The sequence below is a fragment of the Paraburkholderia sp. J69-1 genome, assembly GCF_905220255.1.
In the GTDB taxonomy this organism is placed as follows: Bacteria; Pseudomonadota; Gammaproteobacteria; order Burkholderiales; family Burkholderiaceae; genus Paraburkholderia.
On record NZ_CAJMZG010000045.1, the window covers coordinates 1 to 22,622 of the forward strand.

Sequence of the window (22,622 nt, forward strand, 5' to 3'; positions counted from 1 at the left end):
TTCTCACCTTCTTCAGGCACGGTTCATCATGTCACAGCACACCACCGAGCGCATTGACGTTCAGCTCACGCAAATCCGCTTAGAGGCAGAAGACGTTGCTTCCTATGAGTTTCGGCCGATTGGCGCGTCGAGTCTTCCCGAATTCGAGGCCGGTGCCCACATCGATCTTTATCTCCCCGAGAATCGGGTACGCAGCTATTCGCTCGCCAACGCTCCGCACGAACGGCATCGCTATGTTGTCGCCGTTCAGCGCGAGAGCAACGGCCGTGGCGGCTCGAAGTGGATGCATGACATTCCTCGAGTTGGCGATCGCTTCAAAATAAGCGCGCCGAAGAATGATTTTCCTCTGAACGAGAGCGCGGCCGAATCGATCTTTATTTGCGGCGGCATCGGCATTACACCGGCCATGGCAATGGTTCATCGCCTGAATCACACCGGTGCGAAGTGGTCCATGCACTACGCCGCACGCTCATGTGAGCGTGCGTCCTATGCAGATGAGCTCGCGAACATGCCAGACGCGAACTCGCGTGTCACGATGTACTTTCAGAACGAAGATCAGCTTCTGAACGTGCGCGAGCTCGTCGAGAACGCGCCGACTGGCGCACATCTGTACTGCTGCGGCCCTCGCGGCATGGTGGACGCGTTCATCGACGCTTGCGCGGATCGTCCGAAGGAACAGGTGCATTTCGAACGCTTTGCAGCGGCCAGTGACGCGGCGACGGGTGGCGGCTACGAAGTGGTATTGAATCGCGATGGGCGTCGTATCACCGTATCGCCAGGCAAATCACTGCTCGATACCTTGCTTGATCACGGCGTCGATGTGCAGTACGCGTGCTCGTCGGGCGTGTGTGGAACCTGCCGCGTCGGCGTGATCGACGGCGAACCCGATCATCGAGACGACTTCCTAAGTGCCGACGAAAAGGCCGGCAAGCGCGCGATTATGGTGTGCTGCTCGGGGTCACGGTCGTCGACGCTGGTTCTCGATCTCTGAGCACAAAATCAAACAACCGTTTATGAGGCGGCGCCATCGGCGCGCCCTTCACAAGGAGACACGATGCTCTCAACACTCGTCAACGAATTTCCCGAACACGAGCCGCGTCCGGCCAATGCGCCTAAAGCGCTCGACGGCCTGCGCGTGGTGGACTTCACGCACTTCATCGCTGGGCCTTTTGCAACCATGATGCTCGGCGATATGGGCGCCGACGTCATCAAGATTGAAGCCCCCGTGCGCGGCGACGAATATCGCTACTATCCGCCGGCGCATCCACAGGATTCGACGATCGGCGCGCCTTATCTGTGGTCGAACCGGAACAAGCGAAGCATTGCCATCGACCTGAAATCCGAAGAGGGACAGCGCATTGCCTGCGAGCTGATTGCGACTGCCGATATCGTTGTCGAAAACTTCTCTACCGGCGTGATGGAACGTCTTGGCCTCGACTACGAAACGTGTCGCGAGTCGAATCCGAATGTCATCTTCTGTTCCGTGTCCGCTTATGGCCGCGAGGGCGCGTTTGCCGATCGCCTAGGTTTCGACCCGGTCGCACAGGCGGAAAGTGGCTTCGTTTCAATGAACGGCTATGCCGATCGTCTCGGTGTGCGCGCGTTGTCGCCGGTAATGGACATCAGCACCGCAATGATGGCGTGCAATGCGATGCTCAGTGCGCTCGTGGCACGCGAGCGCACCGGCAAAGGCCAGAAGATCGAAGTTTGCCTGTTTGACAATGCGTTGCTCATGACAGGCTACGCGAGCATGCAGCACTTGTTTACCGGGGACGAACCGCAACGACACGGCAACACCAGCCCCGACACCTGCCCCTCTGGTGCGTTTCATGCGTCCGATGGCTCGTTCTATATCAACTGCGGTAACAACAAGATTTTCCATCGTCTCGCGAAGGACGTCCTGGAAATGCCTGAATTGACGGCCGACGACGCGTTCGGGGATCGCGACATCCGGATCAAGAGACGAGCCGAACTGTTTCCGATTCTTGAAGAAGCCTTTGCGAAACAACCGTGGTCGTACTGGCAGCAGCGTATGCGCGCAGCGTCGATCCCTTGCGGCGAGATTCGCACCGTTGGCGAGGCACTTCGCTCGCCTGAGGCAACTGAGCGCAAAATCGTGAGCCGGCTTCCCCATCCCGATCTCGGATGGGTTCCCAATATCAACTTGCCGTTCCGTTTCAGTGAGACGCCAATCGTCGATCCGGTTCCTGCCCCACGAATCGGCGAGCATAGCCAGAGCATTCTCACCGACGTGCTCGGCTATACCGAAACAGACGCAGGCGCGTTGCTCAATCGCGGTGTCATCTACAGCAGCATCAAGGCCGGGGACAACGCATAGCGTCAACACGCAATTTTCTCGATCCAAATATCGATAACCATCGGTAATCATCGATCACTTCTGCCTGTACTTCTTTTCATCGATATGGATATCACGCGGCCCAGCCCCCGCGGGCCAACCTCGCGATCGGATCTCGTCGGGAAAATGCTGGCGCTTTTCAAGGAACGTGGCTACGAAAGCGGTGAGCGTCTACCGTCCGAGCGCGCGCTTGCGGAGCGTTTCGGTGTGGGCCGCAATGCGCTGCGCGAAGCGCTCTCTACGCTCAGCGCGGTTCGCGTGATCGAGTCGCGGCCCAATTCGGGCATTTATCTTCGTCGCATGTCCACCGACAGCAGCTTCGAGACGATCGTTCTGCTAAGCGAAATGGGCTCTGAGCCATCGATGAAGGACGTGCAGGAGACGCTTGAAGTGCGCTGGGCGCTCGAAATACGCAGCGTGCAGCTCGCGTGCGAGCGCCGCACCGAAGCGGATCTCGACGGTCTCGTCTCGATCATCGACGCGACGCATGCGATCCTGGCCACCAAAGGTAACATCGCATCACAGGACACCGCTTTTCACATCGCGCTGGCGCGCAGCACCCGTAACGAGGTGCTTGTGCGTCTGCTCAACTCGTTCTACCGGATTTCGGAAAGTCGGCGCTTTGCGCTGTTCGCCGATATTGAGCGTGGCGCGATGTCGGCAGCGCAGCATACGCGCATCTACGAGGCGGTGGTCAAGCGCGATGTGGAAAAAGCGACGTTCCTGATGGGCGCGCACTTTGGCAGCGCCGTAGAATCCTGGAGCGCAATTCTTGGCGGCGAATCATCAACTGAAGGCAAGGCGTCCCCCATCCAGAAGTAGAGACGCCGTCGGCCAGCGTTACGTGCTGTTTTCTGTCAGGAAAGGTCTGCGACGCAGCGCTTCGTTTGCAAGTGGGCGAGGCGCTGCGTAGGTTTCAACAAATATCCAGTGCCTCCGTGCGATGGCGTAACCCGGAATCGCTGTCGCGCCTAGAAGCGCTGCACCAGCCCTGCTCTCCCGACGAACTGGTGAGCCGTGCTAGACGGCGTCATCAACTCGATGTTTGCCACTGCTCGTTGTCCGAGCGAATCGGTACCGCTCGCCGCCTGATAGACGCCAAAGAGGTAGAGCTCGGTGCGCTTCGACAAAAAGTACTGCACGCCGACGATACCCTGCTGCCAGGTCGCGCCGCCCCGGCCACCTGCGCCGCCGCCACGCGTGTAGGTATAGGCGGTGCCCAGTTGCAGCGCGGGCGTCGCGAAGTACGAGACCGTGAGTGCCGCATTGTTGAAGATGGCCGTGCCACGATAGCCGAGCGGGTTCGGTCCGGCTTCCGTGTTGCCGAGCCCTTCGAACGCCGAGTGGCTCAGCGAAACCGCGAGCGTTGCGTCGTTGATCTTGTAGCTCGCGCCTGCTGAATAGATTTCGAACGTCGAAGCGGATGCATAACCCGCATAAATCGGATTGGATTGCGACGAGGTAGCCGAACCGAACGAACCCATGTTGTTCGTCGTCGCCGGACCGGAATTCGGATTGTTGCCGAACGAGGCGAGATTGGGATCGCGGCCGTTGTAATAGCCCACGCCGGCCGAAAAACCTTTAAACGCGTAACTCGCGCCAAGCGCCCAGATCTGGCTGCCCGTGAAGTTGCCCGCACGGCCCCCGAGCGACTACATCGCGCCGAACGTGAAGCCGCGCCAGTTCGGGCCAACGAACTTGAGCGCGTTGTTGGTCCGGCGTGTATGGCCAAGGCCATCGACGTCCCCTGGCAGAGCACCCGAAATGCCGACGATCAGACTCGGCGAATATGACGCGACAAAATCAGCCTGCGTATCGTATTGCCGGCCCGCCGTGATCGTGCCGTAGGGGCTGCTCAACCCGACGAAGACCTGCCGGCCGAACTCGGCGCCACCTTGCGAGAGCGTGCCGTTGTTGATGTTGAAGCCGTTTTCGAGTGTGAATCTGGCTGAGAGACCGCCCCCGAGATCCTCCGTTCCACGCAAGCCCCAGCGGCTGCCGGTAATGCCCCGGGCACCGCCGTCGCTCATGGACACGAGCGATTTCCCGGCCAGCGAGCTGTCGGGATTGCGGCCAGTTTGCACGCTGTTCACGTAATTGATGCCGGCATCGATCAAGCCGTAAAGCGTCACGCTACTCTGCGCATGCGCTGCGGATGCCGAGAAAAACGATAGCGGAAGTAACCACCTGCCCTTCTTCATGACGTCTCCAATTTAATATTTATAGTAGTTGTACTGATTACTAAAACTCGATGCGTATCCTTGCGTCCTTGCCGGCGAGGCTTCCCGCCGGCAACCATTCATGCCCAATGATGTGCTAATGACTCGACACGGCGGCGGGAGCGACCGCATCCACGTCGCGCCCGATGACTCGCGCCCGGCGCCCCAGCACCACGAGCGCAAGCGCCGCGATCAAGGCGGGGATCGCCAGCAGGCTGAATATCGAAGCGAACGCCCAGCTCAGCCCCATGAGAATCGCGCCGCCGAATGCGCCGACCACGGCGCCGATTCGCCCCACCGCGAGCATCCACGCCACTCCGGTCACGCGGCTGGTGGTGGGATAGTACTGCGCGGCGAGCGGCGCCATCGAAGCCGCCGCCCCCGAAAGCGCCGTGCCGGTAACAACGATCAGCGCAGTGAGCGAAGCATCGTGTGCCACGTTACATCCAATCAGGAACACGATGAGTGCGGTCAACACATAGAAGAACGCGACTACGCGTATTTCACTGAATCGATCCATCAGCCACCCGGCCAGCAGAATGCCGGCACATCCGCCGACGTGAAAAAGCGACGACGTCACGGCCGATTCGCGCAAGCTGAAGCCGGAAGCCTTGAAGAGCGTGGGCAGCCAGTTGGTGAGCAGATAGAACACCGTTAGGCACATGAAGTAGCTGAGCCACAACATCGTGGTGCCGAGCAGATAGTCTTTCGACAGCACCTGCGCCACCGGCGATGGACGCTTCAACTGTGCCGGGCTGCGAGCCTCGCAGATGAACACACAGTCGCCCAGTTCCGCGCGCGGCGCGAGGCGGCGCAGGATTTGTGCGACGAGCTCGCGCGGGCGCCCCGTGGAGACCATGAACTTGACGGACTCGGGCAAGGCGAACAACAGCACGCAGCCGAGCAGCAACGGCAACACGCCGCCGACCAGCAGAACGCTGCGCCAGCCGAATATCGGTATGATCCACGCGGAAAGCATCCCGCCCGCCGCGATTCCCGCCGCGAAGCCCATGAACATGGCGTTGACCACGAATCCGCGAATACGTGCGGGCACGTATTCCGACATCAGCGTAACCGTGTTCGGGACTGCCGCACCAAGGCCAAGGCCCGTGAAGAAGCGCAATGCCGTGAGGGTTTCCATCGAGTTTGCCAGCGTGCTAGCACAACTGAGCATCCCGAAGAAAAACACCGAACACACGAGCACGGCCTTACGGCCGACGCGATCAGCCAGCGGACTCACGAGCAGCGCGCCCACACCCACACCGACCAGCGTCGCGCTCAGCACGGGGCCGAGCGATTCGCGCGACACCCTCCAGTCGTCCACAAGCGTGGGAGCGATGAAACCCATCGCCCCCGTATCGAAGCCGTCGAAGCCCACGATCAGGAAGCACAACACGAACAACACACAATGGAAAAATGAAAAGCGCTGCTCGTCGATAAACGTCTGCACGTCGATCGTCCGTGCGCCGATGCGCCCCGCGTTCATTTCGCGCCTCCGGCGGTGGGTTTCAATGCGGACGCGACGCGCTGTTTATCGCGGCGGGATATGTCATGGTCGATCGCATTCATTTCCGTCTGTCTCCTTTCGAGTGGTACTAATCTGACTTTTCGTGTGTGACTGCTGCGACTTTGTCCGATTACCCGCCGCGCCGGCGCTACGAGACCGCGCGCAGCGCTTCCTGCGGCGCTCGCCCGCTTGCCAGCCCTGCAATGTGCCGGCCCGTGATATAGCCGAAGGTCATGATGGGCCCGAGCGTGATGCCCGCGCCGGGATAGTTCCCGCCCATCACGCTGGCGCGATCGTTGCCCACTGCGTAGAGACCGTCCACGGCCGAGCCGTCTGCTAGCACCTGCCCCTCGACGTTGGTGGCGATCCCGTCGAAGGTGCCGAGATCTCCCATCTCCAGCTTGAGCGCGTAGTAGGGCCCGTTGCCGACCGGCGCAACGCATGGGTTGGGCCGGTGCTCCGCGTCGCCCAGGTAGCGGTTGAACGACGTCGCGCCGCGCCCGAAAGCCGGGTCTTCACCACGCGCGGCGTGAAGGTCGTAGTTGCGCACCGTATCCTCTAGCGCACGCGCGTCAATGCCAGCCCGCGCGGCGAGTTCTGCGAGCGTGCGCCCCTTGACCAGATAGCCGTTGCGCAACAGTGGCCAGAGCGGGACTGGCGCGGGTTTCGCGAATCCCAGGCCGTACTTGCGTATGGTGCGTTGGCCGCAGATCAGCCACATGGCGGTTTGCGCCTGTCCGCGGCACGCCTCGACCATAGCCACGCCAACGTCGTGATACGAGTTCGATTCGTTCGTGAAGCGCCGCCCGTCGCGGGTCACTCCGATCATGCCAGGCTTGTAGCGATCGACGAGGTGGGGAAACACGCCCGTGCTGCCGTCGCGCATCGGCACACGTGAGACCGGCATCCAGGCGGCTGGCTGCGGATAGTGGATATCCACGCGCGCGCCGGCCTGCTCGGCCATGCGCGCGCCGTCGCCCGTGTTGCCCGTGGGTACGGGCGAGACGTGTTCGCCGCCACGCGCAACGTGCGCAAACGCGCGGCGCACGCGCGCGAGATCGTGAGAAAAGCCCCCACATGCGAGCACGACCGCACGCCGCGCTTCGAACTGCACCATGCTCCCGCCGCTCTGCGCCCGCACGCCCGTTACACGCCGGCCCTCAATCGTCAGTTCTTTGGCCGCCGTTTCCGTGAGAATAGGAATGCCGAGATCGAACGCCGACTTCGCGAGCCGCGCCGCGAGCGCGTTGCCGCTCGTGATCTGCACACCGCGCCGATAAAGCGCGAGATCCTTCAGGTGACTCGCGAGCCGCTTCGCCACATACCAAGCCGATTTCAGCGAACGCGTGGCGTTGAAGAAGTGCTTCAGGTCCGCATTTGACGAATTGAACATCATGCCGATGAACGTGATCGTCTTGAGCGGCGAGCGAAGTCGCGCGAGGTCGGCACCCAGACGCCGCGCGTCGTAAGGCGCCACCACCACGGAGCGGCCGATATCCACACCGCCCGCGACGTCCGGGTGATAATCCGGATACAGCGTGGGCAGGAATTTCGCCTCGGTTTCACGCTCGAAGAAGTCGAGCATTTCCGGGCCGACACGCAAAAACGCGTCCACCGCCGCCTCGTCAAAGCACGCGCCCGCTTCATTGCGCAAATACCGCCGTGCCGCTTCGGTCGAATCCGTCACGCCGTTCGCGGCCGCATGACGGTTTCCGGGAATCCACAGCACGCCTCCCGAATACGCAGTCGTGCCGCCGAACCACGGCGCTTTCTCGATCACGATCACGTCGAGCCCTGCCTTGCGCGCCGTGATCGCGGTCGACAAACCGCCCGCGCCGGATCCGATCACCAGCACGTCGCATACGCGCTGCGGTGTGAGGAAAGTTTCACTCATCGTCTGGTTCCTTGACTGCGGCCTTACAAACCCATGCGCTTCGCAAGCACGTTGCGCTGAATTTCGTTGCTGCCGCCGCCAATGGGGCCAACGCGTGAATCGCGGAAGAACATCTGCATGTCGTATTCCATCGAATATCCCGCGCCGCCGAGAATCTGCAAGCCTTCGTCGGCGCAGCGGAAGTTGTTTTCCGTGCAGACGATCTTCGCAATCGAGGTTTCATTGATGGCCGGATCGCCGCCGTCGAGCAGTTCGGCAACGCGATACACCGACTGGCGCGCGGTCTCCGCCATGATCTGCATGTTCACGAGCTTGTGCTGGATGACCTGGAAGCTCGAAATCGGCTGCTCGAACTGAATGCGCTGCATCGCGTAGTCGCGCGCGTATTCGGTAATGCGGAAGCAGTGTCCCGACGAAATCGCGGCAAGCGCCATGCGCTCCAGGCCCAGGCACCTCATGATGTTCTTCCACGCGCGCCCTTCCCCGCCAAACAGGTTCGAAACAGGCACGCGCACGTTGTCGAAGAACACCTCGTTGGCGTGCGTCGTACGCCGTCCGAGCATGTTGAGTGGGCGGATCGTGACGCCGGGCGCTTTTGCATCGACGAGGATCGTGCTGATGCCTTCGTGGCGCGGGGCGTCGCGATTCGTCTTGGCAATCACGACGATATAGTCCGCCACGTGAGCACAGGTGATCCACACCTTGTTGCCGTTGAGCACGTACGAATCGCCGTCGCGCACCGCGGTCGTGCGAATGCCAGCGACGTCGGAGCCCGTGCCGGGCTCCGACATGGCGAGCGCCAGCTTTGCCTCGCCCGAGATGATCTGTGGAATGATCTGCTGCTTCAGTTCGTCGGAGCCGAACTTGGCAACGTGCATACCGGCATAAACGGCAGTCGTCGTGATGCCCTGCGCAATGCCCGTGTAGTAGTAGCCGAGCGTTTCGAGCAGCACCGCCACATCCTTGTAGCTGCCGCCGCTGCCACCCAGCGCTTCGGGATAGAACAGACCGAGAAAACCCGCTTCGGCCAGCGCCGCGTGCGCTTCGTACGGATATTCCTTCGTTTCGTCCATCTTGCGCACGCGGTCCCACGGCAAGTGGCGTTCGAGCAGCGTGAGCAGGCTCTCGCGCATCATGGTTTGTTCTTCGGTCAGGCCGAACGTGTTCATCAGGCTCATATCTGCTCCAGTCAGTTTTGTTGTTTCGCTTGTTCTGCTTGTTTCGCGCGCATTGCCTTCCGGCCCGCGCGCGTGAGGACCATCGTCGTCATCACGCCGGTCTGCACGATTTCGCCACGCTGGTTGATCAGTTCCATGCGGCGCTTGAGCACGCCGCGATCGGGCTTCGACGTCACGCGGGCCGACGCAACCGTCGTACGCAAATGGACGGTGTCGCCAAGGAAGATCGGCGCGAGGAAGCGCCAATCGTCCACGCCCAGCGCGGCGATGGCGGTGCCGATCAGGTGCCCGAGTTGCGCGCTCAAGCCCGTGGCCACCGAAAGGCCGAGCGCGCCATGCGCGATGCGTTGGCGAAGCGCCGATTTCGCGCTGTATTCGGCGTCGGTATGCATGGGGTTCACGTCGCCGGAGACCCACGAGAACGTCACGACGTCCGTTTCGGTAATGGTGCGGGCCGGGCTCAGATCGACCGCGCCTTCCTCGAAGTCCTCAATACACTTGCCAGTCATGCCAGATCACTCCTTTGACGAAAGAACGAACAGCGCATCGGCCGCCACAGCGCCGTCGCGCCCCACGATGAGCGGATTCACGTCGGACTCCGCGAGCAGGTCGCCGAGATCGGCGGCAAGCTCGGAGAAGCGGCAGATCGCGTCGATCGCGCTTTCCACGTCGAGCGCAAGCTGCCCCCGGTACCCCGTGAGTAAGCGGTAGCTCTTGAGCGAAGCCAGCATCACCGCGGCCTTTTGAGGCGTGACGGGTGCGAGCGCGGTGGCAACGTCGCCGAGCAGTTCGACGAGCACCCCGCCCAGACCGACCAAGATCAGGGGTCCGAACTGTGCGTCTTGCTGGATGCCGAGCACCAGCTCGGCGCCAGGCGGCGCCATCTCCTGCACGCTCACGCCTTCGATGCGGGCCTGCGGGCAATGGCGCGCCGCCGAGGCCAGCACCTCCCGAGCAGCGTCGCGAACCGCAGCTGCGTCGGCAAGATTCAGGCGAATGCCGCCAATCTCGGTCTTGTGCGCGATATCGGGCGAAGCGATCTTTACGGCAAGCGGGAAGCGCATCGTCTGCGCGGCGAGCGCGGCGGCGTGTGCGTCCGGAGCGAGTGCTTCGCGCGGCACGCGAATGCCGTAGGCGGCAAGCACGCGCTTCGCGTCCCGCTCGCCGACAACGGCACCGCCCCGGCCTACAGCGGCGAGAATCTCGCGCGCTTCGGCATTTGCCGCCGCTGGCGCGCGGCGCGTTGCGCCGGCTTTCGCGGCGTCCTCACGCATGGCGCGGCGCTCATGCCAGTCGCACCAAGCCCGGATAGCGCCGAAGCAGCGGTCGGCGGAGCGAAACAATGTGACGTTGGGATCAGCGTCGAGCACATCGCTGCCCGGACCTTCCAGCCACTCGTTCATCCACACGGCGGCCAGTGCGCTCTGGCGCCGCGCCGCGACTTCGCTGATGACGGGCGCGCGCGCGCCGGTGGCGGCGTCGTGCGCAAACACGAGCGGCACGACTACGGCGCTAAATGCCGGGTCGCTCGCGAACGCATTCAGGCAGTGTGCAAACGTCGACGAGGTCTTGAGCACCTCGGCGGTGAGATCGGCGGGATTGGCGATGGCGCCGAAATCGGGCACGACGTCTTCGAGTGCGGCTCGCGTGGCTTGCGAAAGCGACGGCAATTCCAGGCCTTTTTGCTCGGCCTTGTCGGCGTTGATGACGCCCGCGCCGCCCGACGTGGCCATGATGCCGACCCGGCCGCCGTTGCGCGGTGCATCGTTGCGTGCGAAGAAGTTGGCGTACTCGAGCACGGCCTCGAGGTCGTCGAGCTGGATCGCGCCGGCGTCGTCGAGCGCCGCACGATAGGCGGCGAGCGAACCGACCAGCGTGCCCGTGTGCGAAAGCGCCGCCTTCGCACTCGCAGCCGTATTGCCCGCCTTATAGACGATGAGCGCCTTGCCCGCCGCATTCGCGAGGCGCGCCGCTTCGAGAAAGCGCGCACCGCTCTTCACGCCTTCGAACAGGCAGATGATCGCCTTCACATGCGCTTCGTCAGCCAGCGCGGCGATATAGTCCGCGACATCGACATCGGCGGAATTGCCCGCCGCGAGATAGTGGCTGATGCCGACACCGCGCGACATTGCCTGCAGCACGGTATAGCCGAGCGCACCGCTCTGCGAAACGATCGCCACGTTGCCCTCGCGGCCCGCGATCATCTCGCCGCAGCCATTCATGAAATTCATCGCCGCGCCCGAGCGCACGTTCGCAATGCCCACGCAGTTCGGCCCCGCAATGCGAATGCCGCCTGCCCGCGCGATCTCGACGAGCCGCTTCTGGGCGGCCACGCGCTCCAGCCGGCCCGTTTCGGCAAAGCCCGACGCGTAGACAATCGCGCCGCCAGCGCCGACGGCAATCGCCTCTTCGAGCGTCGGCTCGACGAGCGTGTGCGCCACGCACATCACGACGCAGTCGGGCGCCTGCGGCAGTTCGGAGAGCCGCGGGAAGCACGCGTGGCCCAGCGTCTCGCGATACTTCGGATTCACGCCAAACACGCGGCCGCCAAAACCCGCCAGATTCTCGAGCGTGCGCTGCCCGAACGATCCCGGCGTCTCCGACGCGCCGACCACGGCGATCGTGCGCGGATCGATCAGCCGTTTCAGATCGGCGCCCCGGTAGACAGCTCTTTCCTTGTACATCGCTCCTCTCTCCTTGTTGCATGTCAGTCAGCAGTCCCGCACATCGCTTTCTATTGGACCGTCCATTGACTGAATTAAAGCTCGCGCACGTTTTCCTGTCCCCAGGAAATAACCCTAATGGACGGTCCATTAGTTCAAAATTACGTTAACACCCGCGCTGCGGCATTCACGCCGCGCAACCGCATATCGCGCAACAGGAGACTTCGCCGCATGGGCAAGACAGTGACGATCATCGGGACAGCCGCATTGCCGGTCGGCAAATGGCAAACGCCTTCCGACGCGGAGCAACAAACGCTGGAGCACGAGGTGCTCGCGCAGCTCGTGCTCGACGCCGTGGCCGACGCCGGCGTCGAAAAAACGGACATCGGCACGCTCGCGCTCGCGCAGTGCCGCCCCTATACGCTCCAGAAGTACTTCGCGACATTCATGGCGCATCATTTGCGCCTGCCTTGCGTGGGGAGCGTTTCGGAAGTGCTCGGCAATGGCATGACGGGCGGGCTCGCGTTCGAGCAGGCGGCAAACGACATCCTGCTCGGCCGCTCGAAAGTAGCACTTGCGCTCGGCGTCAATTTCGAAACGGCCACGGGCGCCGCCGAACACATGATGAGTTCGATGCGCGCCGTGGGCGACGTGGACTTTCAGGGGCCATTCGGCATCACGCCGATTGCGTGGTATGCGATGGACGCGGCGCGCTACATGCACGAACACGGTGCATCGCGCGAAACCATCGCGAGTGTCGCCGTGAAGAATCGCGCGCACGCGGCGCTCAATCCGCTTGCGCAGTTTCGCAAGCCGATCACGCTCGACGACGTGCTCGCTCAACCCATGATCGTCGAGCCGCTCGGGCTTTACGAAGTACCGCCGCGCAGCGACGGCGCGGTGTGCCTCGTACTCGCGGAAGAGGACGTGGCGCGCGCCACCGGTCTGCCGTACGTGCGCGTGCGCTCACGCGGTTTCTTTCACGAAGGCGCGCATCAGATCAGCGAAATACCCAACGACATGACGGGCTTCGTCGCCGCCCAGGCAGCTGGCCGCACCGCGTTCGATGCGGCGGGTCTCGCGCCAGCCGACATCGACTTCGCGGAGCTTTACGCGCCCTGCACGATCGTCGAAGTCCTGGTGAGCGAGGCGCTCGGACTTGCACCGCGCGGCGGGGGCGCACACGCGGCCGCCGAAGGCGAAACGCGTCTGGGTGGCCGACTGCCGATCTGCACATCGGGAGGACTGCAGTCTCGCGGGCACCCCGCCTATGTCACGCCGCTCTATAGCTTCGTTGAAGCGGCGGAGCAGCTGCGCGAGCGAGCCGGCGAGCGTCAGGTAGCGAACGCCAGGTTCGCACTGACCAGCGCCGAGCTGGGTAACTACAACGCCGCGCTCGTTCATATTCTGGAGGCCGTTCACTGATGCTCGACACCATCGTCATCGATAAACCGCGCGCATACGCGCCGCGTGTCACGGCGTTTACGCGCCCGTTCTGGGACGCGTTGCGCGACGGCCAGTTGCGCACCACGCGCTGCGAAGTGTGCAGCGCGCACACGTTCCCGCCCAAGCCGTTCTGCCCGCACTGCTGGTCTCGCGACGTACGCTGGACCGAGCTGTCCGGGCGCGGCACGCTGTATTCGGCCACCACCGTGCACGCCGCCCCGGCAGCGTTTCGCGAGTTGGCGCCGTACCGCGTGGGCATTGTCGATCTGGAGGAAGGGCCGCGCATTGCGGTGGCGCTTTGGCGCGACGGGCCGTTTGCGCTGGACAGCCCCGTAGAAATGGTCGTGCTCGATCACGCCGACGGGCCGCTGTTCGCCGCACGCGCCGTTGCGTCTGGAAACTGAAGCGCAAGCCAACTATTTCATCAGGATTCCATATCATGATACATCCCCAGACTCGTGCGCCTGTGCTGCTCGACGCGCTCGCGCAGTTCACGCATGACTTGACGCTATCCGCTACGCCCCTCGATGTGCGCCGCCAGGCGACGCTCTGCCTGCTCGACACGATCGGCTGTATGCTGGCCGGTGCGAACACGGAAGAGGGAGCCGCCGTGCTCGCAGCCGAGCGCGAGATTGGCGGAGGCGGCCCGCCCGCTCGCGTGCTTGGCTCGCGAGAAAAGCTGCCAGCCGAAGCCGCGGCGCGTGTGCATGGCTACTGGGGCGACATATTCGAGCTGAACGATCTGATCGGCGGCCATGCGAGCATCGGCAATGTCGCGGCCGCGCGGGCGCTGGCCGGCGCGTGCGGCGCAACTGGCGCGCAATTGCTCGCCGCGACGATCGCCGGCATCGAGGTGACGTCGCGCGTGTACACGGCCGTCTATGGAACGCTCAAGCCCTATACCGAGGTCGGCATGGTCACGCCGGGACTCGTTGGCGCGTTCGGCACAGCGGCCGTGGCCGCGTCGTTGCAGGCCATGTCACAGAACACGACGCGTGAGGCGCTCGCCATTGCGGGCGCACTCACGACATGGTGTCCCGCCGAAACCATCTTTGGCAGCGGCGGCAGCGTGAAACCGATGATGTTCGGTGCGTGGCCCGCGGCGGCAGGGTTGCGTGGCGCCGCCTATGCGCGCCACCGCCTGACCGGCCCCGAACGACTGCTCGAAAGCCCACTCGGACTGATGGCGACGCTCGCACGCGCCCCCGACGCAGGCGTAATCGTCGATCCGCAGCGCTGGTTTCTGGCCGAGCCACGCCGCAAGCTGCACGCATGCTGCGGCTACACGCATGCCACCGTCGACCTGGCGGCCTCGCTACGCACACGCTTTGGCGCGCATGCACTCACGCAGTCGCGCATTCGCGTTGCCATGCCGTCCTACGTATTGCCCGCAGTTTCAAAGCGCGAGCCGCCGGTGACGGCGAACGACGCGCGCTTTCATGTTGGCTGGTGCTTGGCCCTTGCTGCCGCGGGCGCGGACGTCATTCTGCCCGAGCATAGCGTCGAGTTTGAAACCCATCTGCGCCGCCCCGAGATTCGCGCCCTGCTGCCGAACATCGAAATCGTCGAGGATGCGTCGCTCACGCACTACCACCAGTGCGTGATGACGGTCACGCGCACCGGCGCCGCCCCGGTTGAAGCGCGCCTCGACGCGCCGCGCGGCACGCCTCGCAATCCGCTCTCCGACGACGAGGTGATCGGGAAGTTTCAGCGTCTCGCGTCTGGGCATCTCGACGCGCAAGCGAGCGCCGCCTATGCTGCACGCTTCCTCGATCTTGAAGCACAGGCGGGCACCGACTGGATATTCGACCAACTCGTGCCCGCCTGAAATCGCACGCACCACGTCAGTCGGCGCCCTCCACTGCGACGAAGTCCGCAACCGCCGCGCCGCTGCGCACCGCGCGCGCCGCGGCATATTGCGGCGAGTTGTAATAGCGCTCGGCAAGCTCGCGCGACGCGAATTCGATCACAACATTGCGGGTGCTGCCTTCGCCTTCCAGCACCTTGCAGACTCCGCCTCGCACCAGCACGCGGCCGCCGTATTGCGCGATCACCTCCGTTGCCATGCGTGCGTAGCGCGCATACGCGTCTTCATCGGCAACGTCGATGCGCGCGACAATATATCCCTTGGCCATCAACCCATCCCCTTAATACGGCAGCTGCCGTAACGGATGCGCGCGCAACGCATGCGCGCACCGTATTCCATGCTTACTGTACCGCGCGCGGCGGCACACCCCATGACGCGAACACTTGTGCCGCCATGCCGGGGCCGCAGGCCGCGGACCGTGCCTCGCCGGGCGTGCGGCCGAAGCGGGGTGCGGGCGCGGGCTGCGTTGTCCCGTTCAGTTCGATGAAGGTGCCGCGGCTCGCGATATGTGCGTGACCGGCCGCTTCGTCGAGATCCAGCACCGGGCTCACGCAGGCGTCCGTGTCGTCGAACAGCGCGGCCCATTGATCGCGGGTCTTCCGCGCGAAGCGTGCTGCGAGCGCCTCGCGAATCACGCCCCACCCGCTGCGCTCGCCACGCGGTGGCAAGCTTTGCGGCGCGATGTCGAGCCGTTCGAGCAACACGTTCCAGAACGGCTCCTCGAGTGCGCCCACGGCAACGTATCGGTTGTCGGCGGTCGCATAGGTCGTGTACCATGGCGCGCCGCCATCGAGCATGTTCGAGCCGCGCTCGGGCACCCAGCGGCGCTGCGCAGTCATCCGGCAAAAGAGCGCCATCAGCATGGCCGATCCGTCGACCATCGCGGCGTCGACCACCTGACCCTTGCCGCTCGTGCGCGATTCCAGATGGCCGCACAGCACGCCAAACGCAAGAAACATCGCGCCGCCTCCATAGTCGCCCACGAGGTTCAACGGTGGAACGGGCGCGCCGCCGGCCTGCCCGATTGCGGCAAGCGCGCCGGTCAGCGAGATGTAGTTGATATCGTGCCCGGCGCGTGCGGCAAGCGGACCCGTTTGCCCCCAGCCGGTCATCCTTCCGTACACGAGCCGCGGATTGCGCGCAAGGCACGCGTCGGGGCCGAGGCCGAGTTGCTCCATCACGCCCGGGCGGTTGCCTTCGAGAAGGATGTCGGCGCGCTCGACGAGATCGAGCGCCGCGTCGCGCCCTTCGGGTTGCTTCAGATCGAGCGCGAATGCCCGCCGCCCGCGCATCATCACGTCGTCGGGATCGAGCCGCGCATCGGGCCGCGCAATCTGCACGACGTCCGCGCCCATATCCGCCAGCATCGTTGCGCAAAACGGCACCGGGCCGATTGCGCCGAACTCCACCACTTTCAGTCCACTCAACGGACCTGATTTCATCTGCCTCACTCCTTTCTCTGCATATTCTCGAAAAGCGCCCGGCCGAGGCGAATCATTCGCGCCAGTCGACGGCGTCTACGAGCGCCGCCCGCTCGGTGCGGAACTGATTGGCCGGATGCGTGGCGTCCGCGTAGCCGAACGAGATGGCGCAGACTACGCGGCGCTCGTCGGGAATGCCCAGCCATGCGCGAATGAAGGACGCGTGAGCGGCCAGTGCTGCCTGTGCGATGCATGCCACGCCATGCGCCTGCGCTGCGAGCATGAAGGTGCTCACGTACGCGCCGCAATCCACAGCGCCGTATTGGCCAAGTTCGGCCTCCGTCGTGACGATGGCGACGTGCGGCGCGCCGTAGAGCCGGAAGTTCTCGCGCGCCTGGCGGCCCGACGCCTCGCGGTCGCCGCGCGTCACACCCACGGCGTCGTACAGTTGCAGCCCACACGCGCGCCGACGCTCCTGATAGACACCTCGATAGGCTTCGGGAAAAGGTATGTCGGGCGCCGCCTGCGCGCTGGCGACGTGCTCCAGCAAGGCGGCGCGAAATGCGTGAGTGGCCGCGCCACTCATAACAACGAGCTGCCAAGGCTGCGTGTTGCACCACGAAGGTGTGCGCTGCGCGCTGGCAAGGACGCTCTCGATCACGGAACGCGGCACCGCCTTCTCGCTGAACGCGCGGCAGCTATGGCGGCTGCGCAAAAGCTGGTCGAGTACAGCGGCGTGCTGGGCGATATCGTCGCCGGCTGCGAGGTGCTCCATCGGTTGTCTCCTGTTGTCTCCCAAAACGGCGCGGCCCATGGACCCCGCTGTTCCGAATGTCTGATTCCGCCATACAATACGCCAATGGACGGTCCATTACAAGCATTCGTCTGGCGACGTGTTGCACTCGGTAGAATGGACGGTCCACAGGGAAAAGCGCGCGCCGGATGCGCTACTATTTCAGCTTCGATCGAGCCCGACACACCGGATGAAAACGCCACGAACCACGCGCCGTGCCGCTGCAGGCGCGAGCAACGACAAACACGACACAAGCTCAGACACCCCGCTCGCGAAGCGAACGGTGACCAAGCGCCCGGCTGCGAAACGCGCAATGCCCGCCAGCACGAGCAGCACGGCCGGCGAGGAGGCCGCGACGCCGTCCGAAGCGTTTACACCGATCTCGACGCGCCGTATCTCCGAAGAAATCAACGCGCAGATCCGCCAGCAAATTGCCTCCGGCGCGCTCCCCCCCGGCTCGCGCCTGCCCAGCGAGCGCGAGCTTGCCGAACAGTTCGCCGTGAGCCGGATGGCCGTGCGCGAGGGCATGCGCACACTCGAATCGGCGGGGCTCATCACGATGAAAAAAGGCCGGCATGGCGGCGCGTTCGTGAGCGAGGGCAGCGCCAAACTCGTCACCCAGCAGATCCGCGACATGCTCGAACTGGGGCGCGCCACGCTTCCCATGCTGATGGAAGCGCGTCTCATGGTGATGGACGTCGTGGTGCGGCTCGCATGCGAGCGCGCTACGGCAGCGGATTTCCGCGCGATGGAAGCGAACCTGGAAAAAACCGTCGAGCTCACTGAGGCTGGCCGCCTCGTCGATCGTACTTTCACGGCGATCGAGTTCAACAAGATCCTCGCCGATTGCACGCGCAACGACATCATTGGCGCGCTCGTCGAAGGCCTCAGCGACGTACTCAGACATTTCATCGTGCTGGCCGGGCCGCAGCCATTTAGCTCCGTGGTCGATACGCGGCACAAGCTCATCGAGCAAATGCGCGCGCGCGACGCCGATGGCGCGGCACTGACCATGCGCCGTGCGCTCGAGGACATCAGCACGTATCTGATCAAGCAGTCGCGCTCCGCCATCGTGCGCAAGTGAACTGGCGCTGCAGGCTGGATCTGAGGCACCCAATGCCCTGATACCGGCCATGCCAACGCCTGCGCTTGGTGCTATCGCGTTGGCGCGCGGTTAGCCGGATTGGGGCGATTGTTGTGCGCAGCAAACAACGTCCCGGCGCCCTCCCGCGCCGGCAACGAACGCTGTTGGTACCACGCCTGCATGAACGCGATAGCCGTGCCACCGAGGAGCAGCGACACCGCCATCAAGTAGAAAACTGGCGCGGGCCTCCAGCCTGCCTGTAGCAGCAAGCCAGGCACCATCGGCCCGAGAATCGCGCCGCGGCGGCCGACACCCAGCCCCCACCCCAAGCCCGTCGATCGCAGCGCGGGTGGATAGAACTCGACCGCCAAGGCCGACACGCCCTTTTGCAGCCCACTCGCGCAATAACCAAGGCAGAACGCAGCGGGCGCAATGACGACGACCGTTGGCGAGAGCACGCCCCCCCCACGAGCAGAACGAACGCCGCGCCCGTCATGAAGTAGAGCTCGACGATGCGCGCGCTGCCGAACCGGTCCCATGAGGAATCCCGTGGCAATCGCCGCAATGCCGCCAAGATTGCCCAGCGTGGATGCGAGGATCGCGTTTTGCGGGTCGCCCCGATCTTGACGAGAATGAGCGGCAACCAGCTAAGCGCAAAAAATAGACGACCGCGTTGAGACTCCACGCAGCCTAGAGCGCGAGTGTGCCAACGAGGCGCCGCCCAACGAAGAGCTGCGCGACGCCGGCCGCCCGTGTTGTGCAAGGCGCTTCCGCCACGAGCCCATCGCTGGCAGGCGCGTGCGGGTGCAGTCGCGCCAGAATGCCCTTCACGCGCGAAGCGCCCTCGGGGCCGCGAGCCAGCAGCCAAACTGGCGATTCGCACCAGACGCGCCACACGGCAAGCGCAACGATGATCGGCATGACGCCGCCAATCGCCATTTCGCCACGCCAACCGTAGCGTGACAACGTCGCCCATCCCGCAACACCGACCATCATGATGCCGCTGGTCGTGCCGAGATAAAGCATCGCGACGAGCGCGGAGCGACGCCGCGCCGGAAAGAGCTCCGGGACCAGCGCCAGCGTTGGAGGCACGACGCCGCCCAGCGTTAGGCCAACCGCAATGCGGCAAACAACCAGCGTCTGCGCGTCCGGTGCGAACAATGTCGTGAGATTGAGTGCTCCCATTGCGAACAGGCACCACATCGCGAGGCGCTTCGCACCGACTCTCGAAGCGAGCGGCGCGAGCAGGAGAGATCCGATCAACACGCCGCTACAGCCCGCCGACAGTATCGCCCCCTGCTTCGCAAGTTAGATCTTCCATGCCTCCACGATATTTCGCATGAGGTAGGAAATGATCTGCAGATCGAAGCCTTCGCAAAACAATGCCAGCGCGCCAACTGCGGTAATCACGATCTGGAACCTGCCTATGGGTCGTGCATCAATTACGCCAGCAACTGACTTCGTCTCCACCATGTTGTCCCCTCACGGTTTGGATTTATTCGACGCCAGCGCGGCGATACGCGTTACCGCCCACGCTCGAGATCGCGTTTGCGCGCTGGTTCAGCCAGAACGCAATGGCAGCAATTCTAGGCGCCGGCCTTGCGCTTCAGATATTGAAAAACCGGTGCGGGTATTCAACACGCGAAACGAAGCGCGGGAACCCCGCAACACGCCTCGCGCATGGGCTCTTTAGGGACTTTTCCTAGGATTGACACCATTAGTCACGGATCGTTACGATTGGCCCCACCACTTATATAGGTCCAATTTGATGGCTCCAAATTGGACCACCATCATGCGCCTGCGGGGCGCAGAAGAATCGATCTGGAGACTTGGAGACGCAATGAAGAAACCCATGCTGCTGGCGGTCGCTCTCGCCGGCACGGCCGCTCCGGCCGCACACGCACAAAGTTCGGTGACGCTATATGGCCTGATCGACCAGGGGCTCAACTATGTAAGCAATGCTCAGACGGGCCGCGCGGGCGGCGCGCTCACCGGCAAGCAGCAGGTCGCCATGTCCGATGGTGCGACCGGCACCGGCGGTAGCCGGTGGGGACTGCGCGGCAGCGAAGACCTGGGCGGCGGACTGCGCGCGATCTTCACATTGGAGAATGGCTTCAACATCAATTCGGGCGGCCTCGCGCAAGGCGGCCTCCTGTTTGGCCGCCAGGCTTTCGTCGGTCTCGCCAATGCGTCCGGGCAGGTCACGCTCGGGCGCCAGTACAGCGTGGTCAGCGACATGCTGGCCCCATTCTCGGAAGCGGGCGAGATTCCCGGTCACATGGGCTCAAATCCCGACGATTTCGACGATCTGGGACACTCGGTGCGCCTGAACAACGCCATCAAGTTCAAAAGCACCTCGCTTTCGGGCGTGAGTGTAGCCGCCATGTATTCGCTGGGCGGCGTGGCAGGTGCGCCCGGCCGCAATCAGGTGTGGGCACTCGCCACGACGTACGCGAATGGGCCGCTCTCCGCCGGCGCGGGCTATCTGAACGCACGCGATCCGAATCTTTCCTACTTCGGCACGAACGGCAATTCGGGGAACAGCAGCACGAACAATTTCGGCTCGTTCGGTTCCGCCACCGCCGCGCAGTCCAATCCGGTTTTTGCGGGATTCGCGTCCGCGACGACGCTCCAACTCGTGATCGCAGGTGCGAAATACCATTTCGGCGCAGCGAGCGTCGGCGCAACCTGGTCGCATGCCGGCTATGGCGGACTTGGCAATACCAGTGCGGGTCCGAATCCACTTCACTATGCGGGCACCGGCGTCATCAACAATGGCGAAATCAACGCGAGCTACGCATTCACGCCAGCGTTCAGCGTCAATGCGGCCTATAGCTATACGCACAAGGCGAGCACGGGCGAGTTCGGCAGCGCGAACTATCACCAGGGCACGCTTTCGACCGCGTATTCCCTCTCCAAGCGCACCGAGCTGTATGCGATCGTGATCTACCAGAAAGCGAGCGGAACCGATTCGCTCGGGCAGTCCGCTGTCGCATCGATCACGCAATTGACGCCCTCGGCCACCGACCATCAGGCGCTCGTGCGCCTTGGCATCCTGCACACGTTCTGATTCGCACGCGCAAGACAAAGGGCTGGATTCTCCTTCCAGAGAATCCAGCCCTTATGCGTTGATACTCGATCTGCGCTGCTTTTGCTGCTCTCGTGGCACCATCGCTTTATTTCGTTTTGCGCGCCGACATGGACTCCGCGGTCGATTCATCGCCAAGAATCTCGCTCCACGATTCGACGGCGCGAGCAAAGTGCGTCTCCATCAACGTGGTCGCCTTCTTCACGTCGCGCTTCTTGATCGCCTCGTAAAGGCTCTCGTGCTGCGCGGCCGAAATCGCACCGCGTTTGGGATCGGCGAACAGTGCAAAACGCCGGCTCTCGGAAATACGGTAAAACGAATTGAGCAGCCGCACGAGCACTTCGTTATGTGTGCAACGCGCGAGCGCCATGTGGAACGCGGTGTCCTGAACGGATATATTGCCCTTGTTCGAGAGCACTGCCTGAGTCGCATCGATGACCGATGCGAGACTGTCGAGATCGGCTTCCGTGCGGCGCTCACATGCCAGTTGCACGCCGCGCATTTCGAGCGCCCAACGGACTTCGAGAGTCTCCTTCACTTCCTTCATCGACGGCTCGGAGCCCATTTCGGTAAGCAGCACGATCGTCTCGAAGCTGCTGTCCGTGGACATGCGGCGAAGATAAATGCCCGAATTCGGCCGCGACTCGATTACCCGAAGCGCGCTGAGGGTGGAGAGCGCCTCGCGCAGCGCGTTGCGCCCAACGCCGAAACGCTCGGCGAGCGCACGCTCGGACGGCAAACGCTCGCCGCTCTCATAGCCGCGCTCCTTGAAAAAAGCCAGCATCTTCCCGACGAGTTCCGAGCGTGATGTCGATTCGCGGGAAACGGGAGACGTCAGTTCCATATCTTTGAAGAAATTCGCAAAGCCGAGACCCCCAGATTATACAGACTGTCCACGTCATGCCGCCCCCTGGCCTTTCACTTCGAAAGGCACGAGGGGGCCAGCCGGCGGCCGATCCATAACGGGCGCCAGGGCTCACGGCCTACCGTTCCTGCGTCCGCCGGCGCGCGCTTCGAGCCGGACTCAAATGCGGGCAGATGCGGCGCGCCAGGCGGCCGAATCGCGCAGGAAGCGACGTTGTCCGCGCGAAGGCGAATTGGAGTGG

The 22,622-nt window shown here is 63.5% G+C and carries 20 protein-coding genes and 1 pseudogene; 8 read left to right on the forward strand and 13 right to left on the reverse strand.

Features of this window, described 5'->3' with window-relative positions; all coding sequences use genetic code 11:
- The 3 genes from U5A67_RS39800 to U5A67_RS39810 all read left to right on the forward strand — a co-directional run.
- On the forward strand, positions 1-991 hold a 991-nt coding region (locus U5A67_RS39800), incomplete at its 5' end, for a PDR/VanB family oxidoreductase (protein ID WP_321818731.1).
- Between the two features lie 63 nt (positions 992-1,054).
- A complete protein-coding gene (locus tag U5A67_RS39805) occupies positions 1,055-2,338 on the forward strand; it encodes a CoA transferase (RefSeq protein WP_321818730.1) in 1,284 nt (427 codons plus the stop codon).
- Between the two features lie 84 nt (positions 2,339-2,422).
- Positions 2,423-3,178 carry a FadR/GntR family transcriptional regulator gene (locus U5A67_RS39810; RefSeq protein WP_321818729.1) on the forward strand — a complete coding sequence of 252 codons (756 nt, stop codon included), beginning with the start codon at positions 2,423-2,425 and terminating at the stop codon, positions 3,176-3,178.
- 149 nt (positions 3,179-3,327) lie between these two features.
- On the opposite strand, the pseudogene U5A67_RS40845 reads toward U5A67_RS39810, so the two are convergent.
- The 6 genes and pseudogenes from U5A67_RS40845 to U5A67_RS39845 form a co-directional block, all read right to left on the reverse strand.
- Positions 3,328-4,557: pseudogene (locus tag U5A67_RS40845) on the reverse strand (porin).
- Between the two features lie 115 nt (positions 4,558-4,672).
- Positions 4,673-6,061, reverse strand: a complete 1,389-nt coding sequence (locus U5A67_RS39825) for an MFS transporter (protein ID WP_321818728.1) — start codon at positions 6,059-6,061, stop codon at positions 4,673-4,675.
- A 169-nt stretch (positions 6,062-6,230) separates the two neighbouring features.
- A complete protein-coding gene (locus U5A67_RS39830) occupies positions 6,231-7,976 on the reverse strand; it encodes an FAD-dependent oxidoreductase (protein WP_321818727.1) in 1,746 nt (581 codons plus the stop codon).
- A 23-nt stretch (positions 7,977-7,999) separates the two neighbouring features.
- Positions 8,000-9,154, reverse strand: coding sequence for an acyl-CoA dehydrogenase family protein (locus U5A67_RS39835; RefSeq protein ID WP_321818726.1), 1,155 nt, complete (start codon positions 9,152-9,154; stop codon positions 8,000-8,002).
- 11 nt (positions 9,155-9,165) lie between these two features.
- Positions 9,166-9,663 (reverse strand): MaoC/PaaZ C-terminal domain-containing protein, encoded by a 498-nt coding sequence (locus U5A67_RS39840; RefSeq protein WP_321818725.1) that lies wholly within the window; start codon positions 9,661-9,663, stop codon positions 9,166-9,168.
- A 6-nt stretch (positions 9,664-9,669) separates the two neighbouring features.
- Positions 9,670-11,838: an acetate--CoA ligase family protein gene (locus U5A67_RS39845; RefSeq protein ID WP_321818724.1), complete on the reverse strand. Its 2,169-nt coding sequence runs from the start codon at positions 11,836-11,838 to the stop codon at positions 9,670-9,672.
- Between the two features lie 210 nt (positions 11,839-12,048).
- Between U5A67_RS39845 and U5A67_RS39850 the strand changes: the two genes are divergently transcribed.
- Genes U5A67_RS39850 through U5A67_RS39860 form a run of 3 tightly spaced genes read left to right on the forward strand, consistent with a single transcriptional unit; the run spans position 12,049 to position 15,091 of the window.
- Positions 12,049-13,242 carry a thiolase family protein gene (locus U5A67_RS39850; protein WP_321818723.1) on the forward strand — a complete coding sequence of 398 codons (1,194 nt, stop codon included), beginning with the start codon at positions 12,049-12,051 and terminating at the stop codon, positions 13,240-13,242.
- The gene (locus tag U5A67_RS39855; RefSeq protein WP_321818722.1) at positions 13,242-13,667 is read left to right on the forward strand and encodes a Zn-ribbon domain-containing OB-fold protein; all 426 of its coding nucleotides are present in this window, start codon (positions 13,242-13,244) and stop codon (positions 13,665-13,667) included. The genes U5A67_RS39850 and U5A67_RS39855 overlap by 1 nt, the downstream gene beginning before the upstream one ends.
- A 35-nt stretch (positions 13,668-13,702) precedes the next feature.
- On the forward strand, positions 13,703-15,091 hold the full coding sequence (locus tag U5A67_RS39860) for an MmgE/PrpD family protein (protein ID WP_321818721.1): 1,389 nt from the start codon (positions 13,703-13,705) through the stop codon (positions 15,089-15,091).
- A 16-nt stretch (positions 15,092-15,107) separates the two neighbouring features.
- Here the strand turns inward: U5A67_RS39860 and U5A67_RS39865 are convergent, their stop codons facing one another.
- The 3 genes from U5A67_RS39865 to U5A67_RS39875 all read right to left on the reverse strand — a co-directional run bounded on the left by U5A67_RS39865 (position 15,108) and on the right by U5A67_RS39875 (position 17,326).
- Complete coding sequence (locus tag U5A67_RS39865) at positions 15,108-15,398, reverse strand: DUF1330 domain-containing protein (RefSeq protein WP_321818720.1); 291 nt, start codon at positions 15,396-15,398, stop codon at positions 15,108-15,110.
- A gap of 73 nt (positions 15,399-15,471) precedes the next feature.
- A complete protein-coding gene (locus U5A67_RS39870) occupies positions 15,472-16,572 on the reverse strand; it encodes a CaiB/BaiF CoA-transferase family protein (protein ID WP_321818719.1) in 1,101 nt (366 codons plus the stop codon).
- 52 nt (positions 16,573-16,624) lie between these two features.
- On the reverse strand, positions 16,625-17,326 hold the full coding sequence (locus U5A67_RS39875) for a nitroreductase (RefSeq protein WP_321818718.1): 702 nt from the start codon (positions 17,324-17,326) through the stop codon (positions 16,625-16,627).
- Between the two features lie 208 nt (positions 17,327-17,534).
- On the opposite strand from U5A67_RS39875, the gene U5A67_RS39880 reads away from it, so the two are divergent.
- Positions 17,535-18,428, forward strand: coding sequence for a FadR/GntR family transcriptional regulator (locus tag U5A67_RS39880; protein ID WP_321818717.1), 894 nt, complete (start codon positions 17,535-17,537; stop codon positions 18,426-18,428).
- Positions 18,429-18,499: 71 nt separating this feature from the next.
- On the opposite strand, the gene U5A67_RS40850 is transcribed toward U5A67_RS39880, so the two are convergent.
- The 3 genes from U5A67_RS40850 to U5A67_RS39890 are packed head-to-tail and all read right to left on the reverse strand — an operon-like array spanning position 18,500 to position 19,901.
- Positions 18,500-19,075, reverse strand: a complete 576-nt coding sequence (locus tag U5A67_RS40850; RefSeq protein ID WP_415768368.1) for an MFS transporter — start codon at positions 19,073-19,075, stop codon at positions 18,500-18,502.
- 43 nt (positions 19,076-19,118) lie between these two features.
- Complete coding sequence (locus tag U5A67_RS39885; RefSeq protein WP_321959823.1) at positions 19,119-19,718, reverse strand: MFS transporter; 600 nt, start codon at positions 19,716-19,718, stop codon at positions 19,119-19,121.
- A gap of 18 nt (positions 19,719-19,736) precedes the next feature.
- Positions 19,737-19,901, reverse strand: coding sequence for a hypothetical protein (locus U5A67_RS39890; RefSeq protein ID WP_321818716.1), 165 nt, complete (start codon positions 19,899-19,901; stop codon positions 19,737-19,739).
- A gap of 367 nt (positions 19,902-20,268) precedes the next feature.
- Here U5A67_RS39890 and U5A67_RS39895 point away from each other — a divergent pair, with 367 nt between their 5' ends.
- A complete protein-coding gene (locus U5A67_RS39895; RefSeq protein WP_321818715.1) occupies positions 20,269-21,498 on the forward strand; it encodes a porin in 1,230 nt (409 codons plus the stop codon).
- 106 nt (positions 21,499-21,604) lie between these two features.
- On the opposite strand, the gene U5A67_RS39900 is transcribed toward U5A67_RS39895, so the two are convergent.
- Entirely contained in the window at positions 21,605-22,360 is a 756-nt protein-coding gene (locus U5A67_RS39900) for a FadR/GntR family transcriptional regulator (protein WP_321959821.1), read from the reverse strand.
- Between the last annotated feature and the right edge of the window lie 262 nt (positions 22,361-22,622).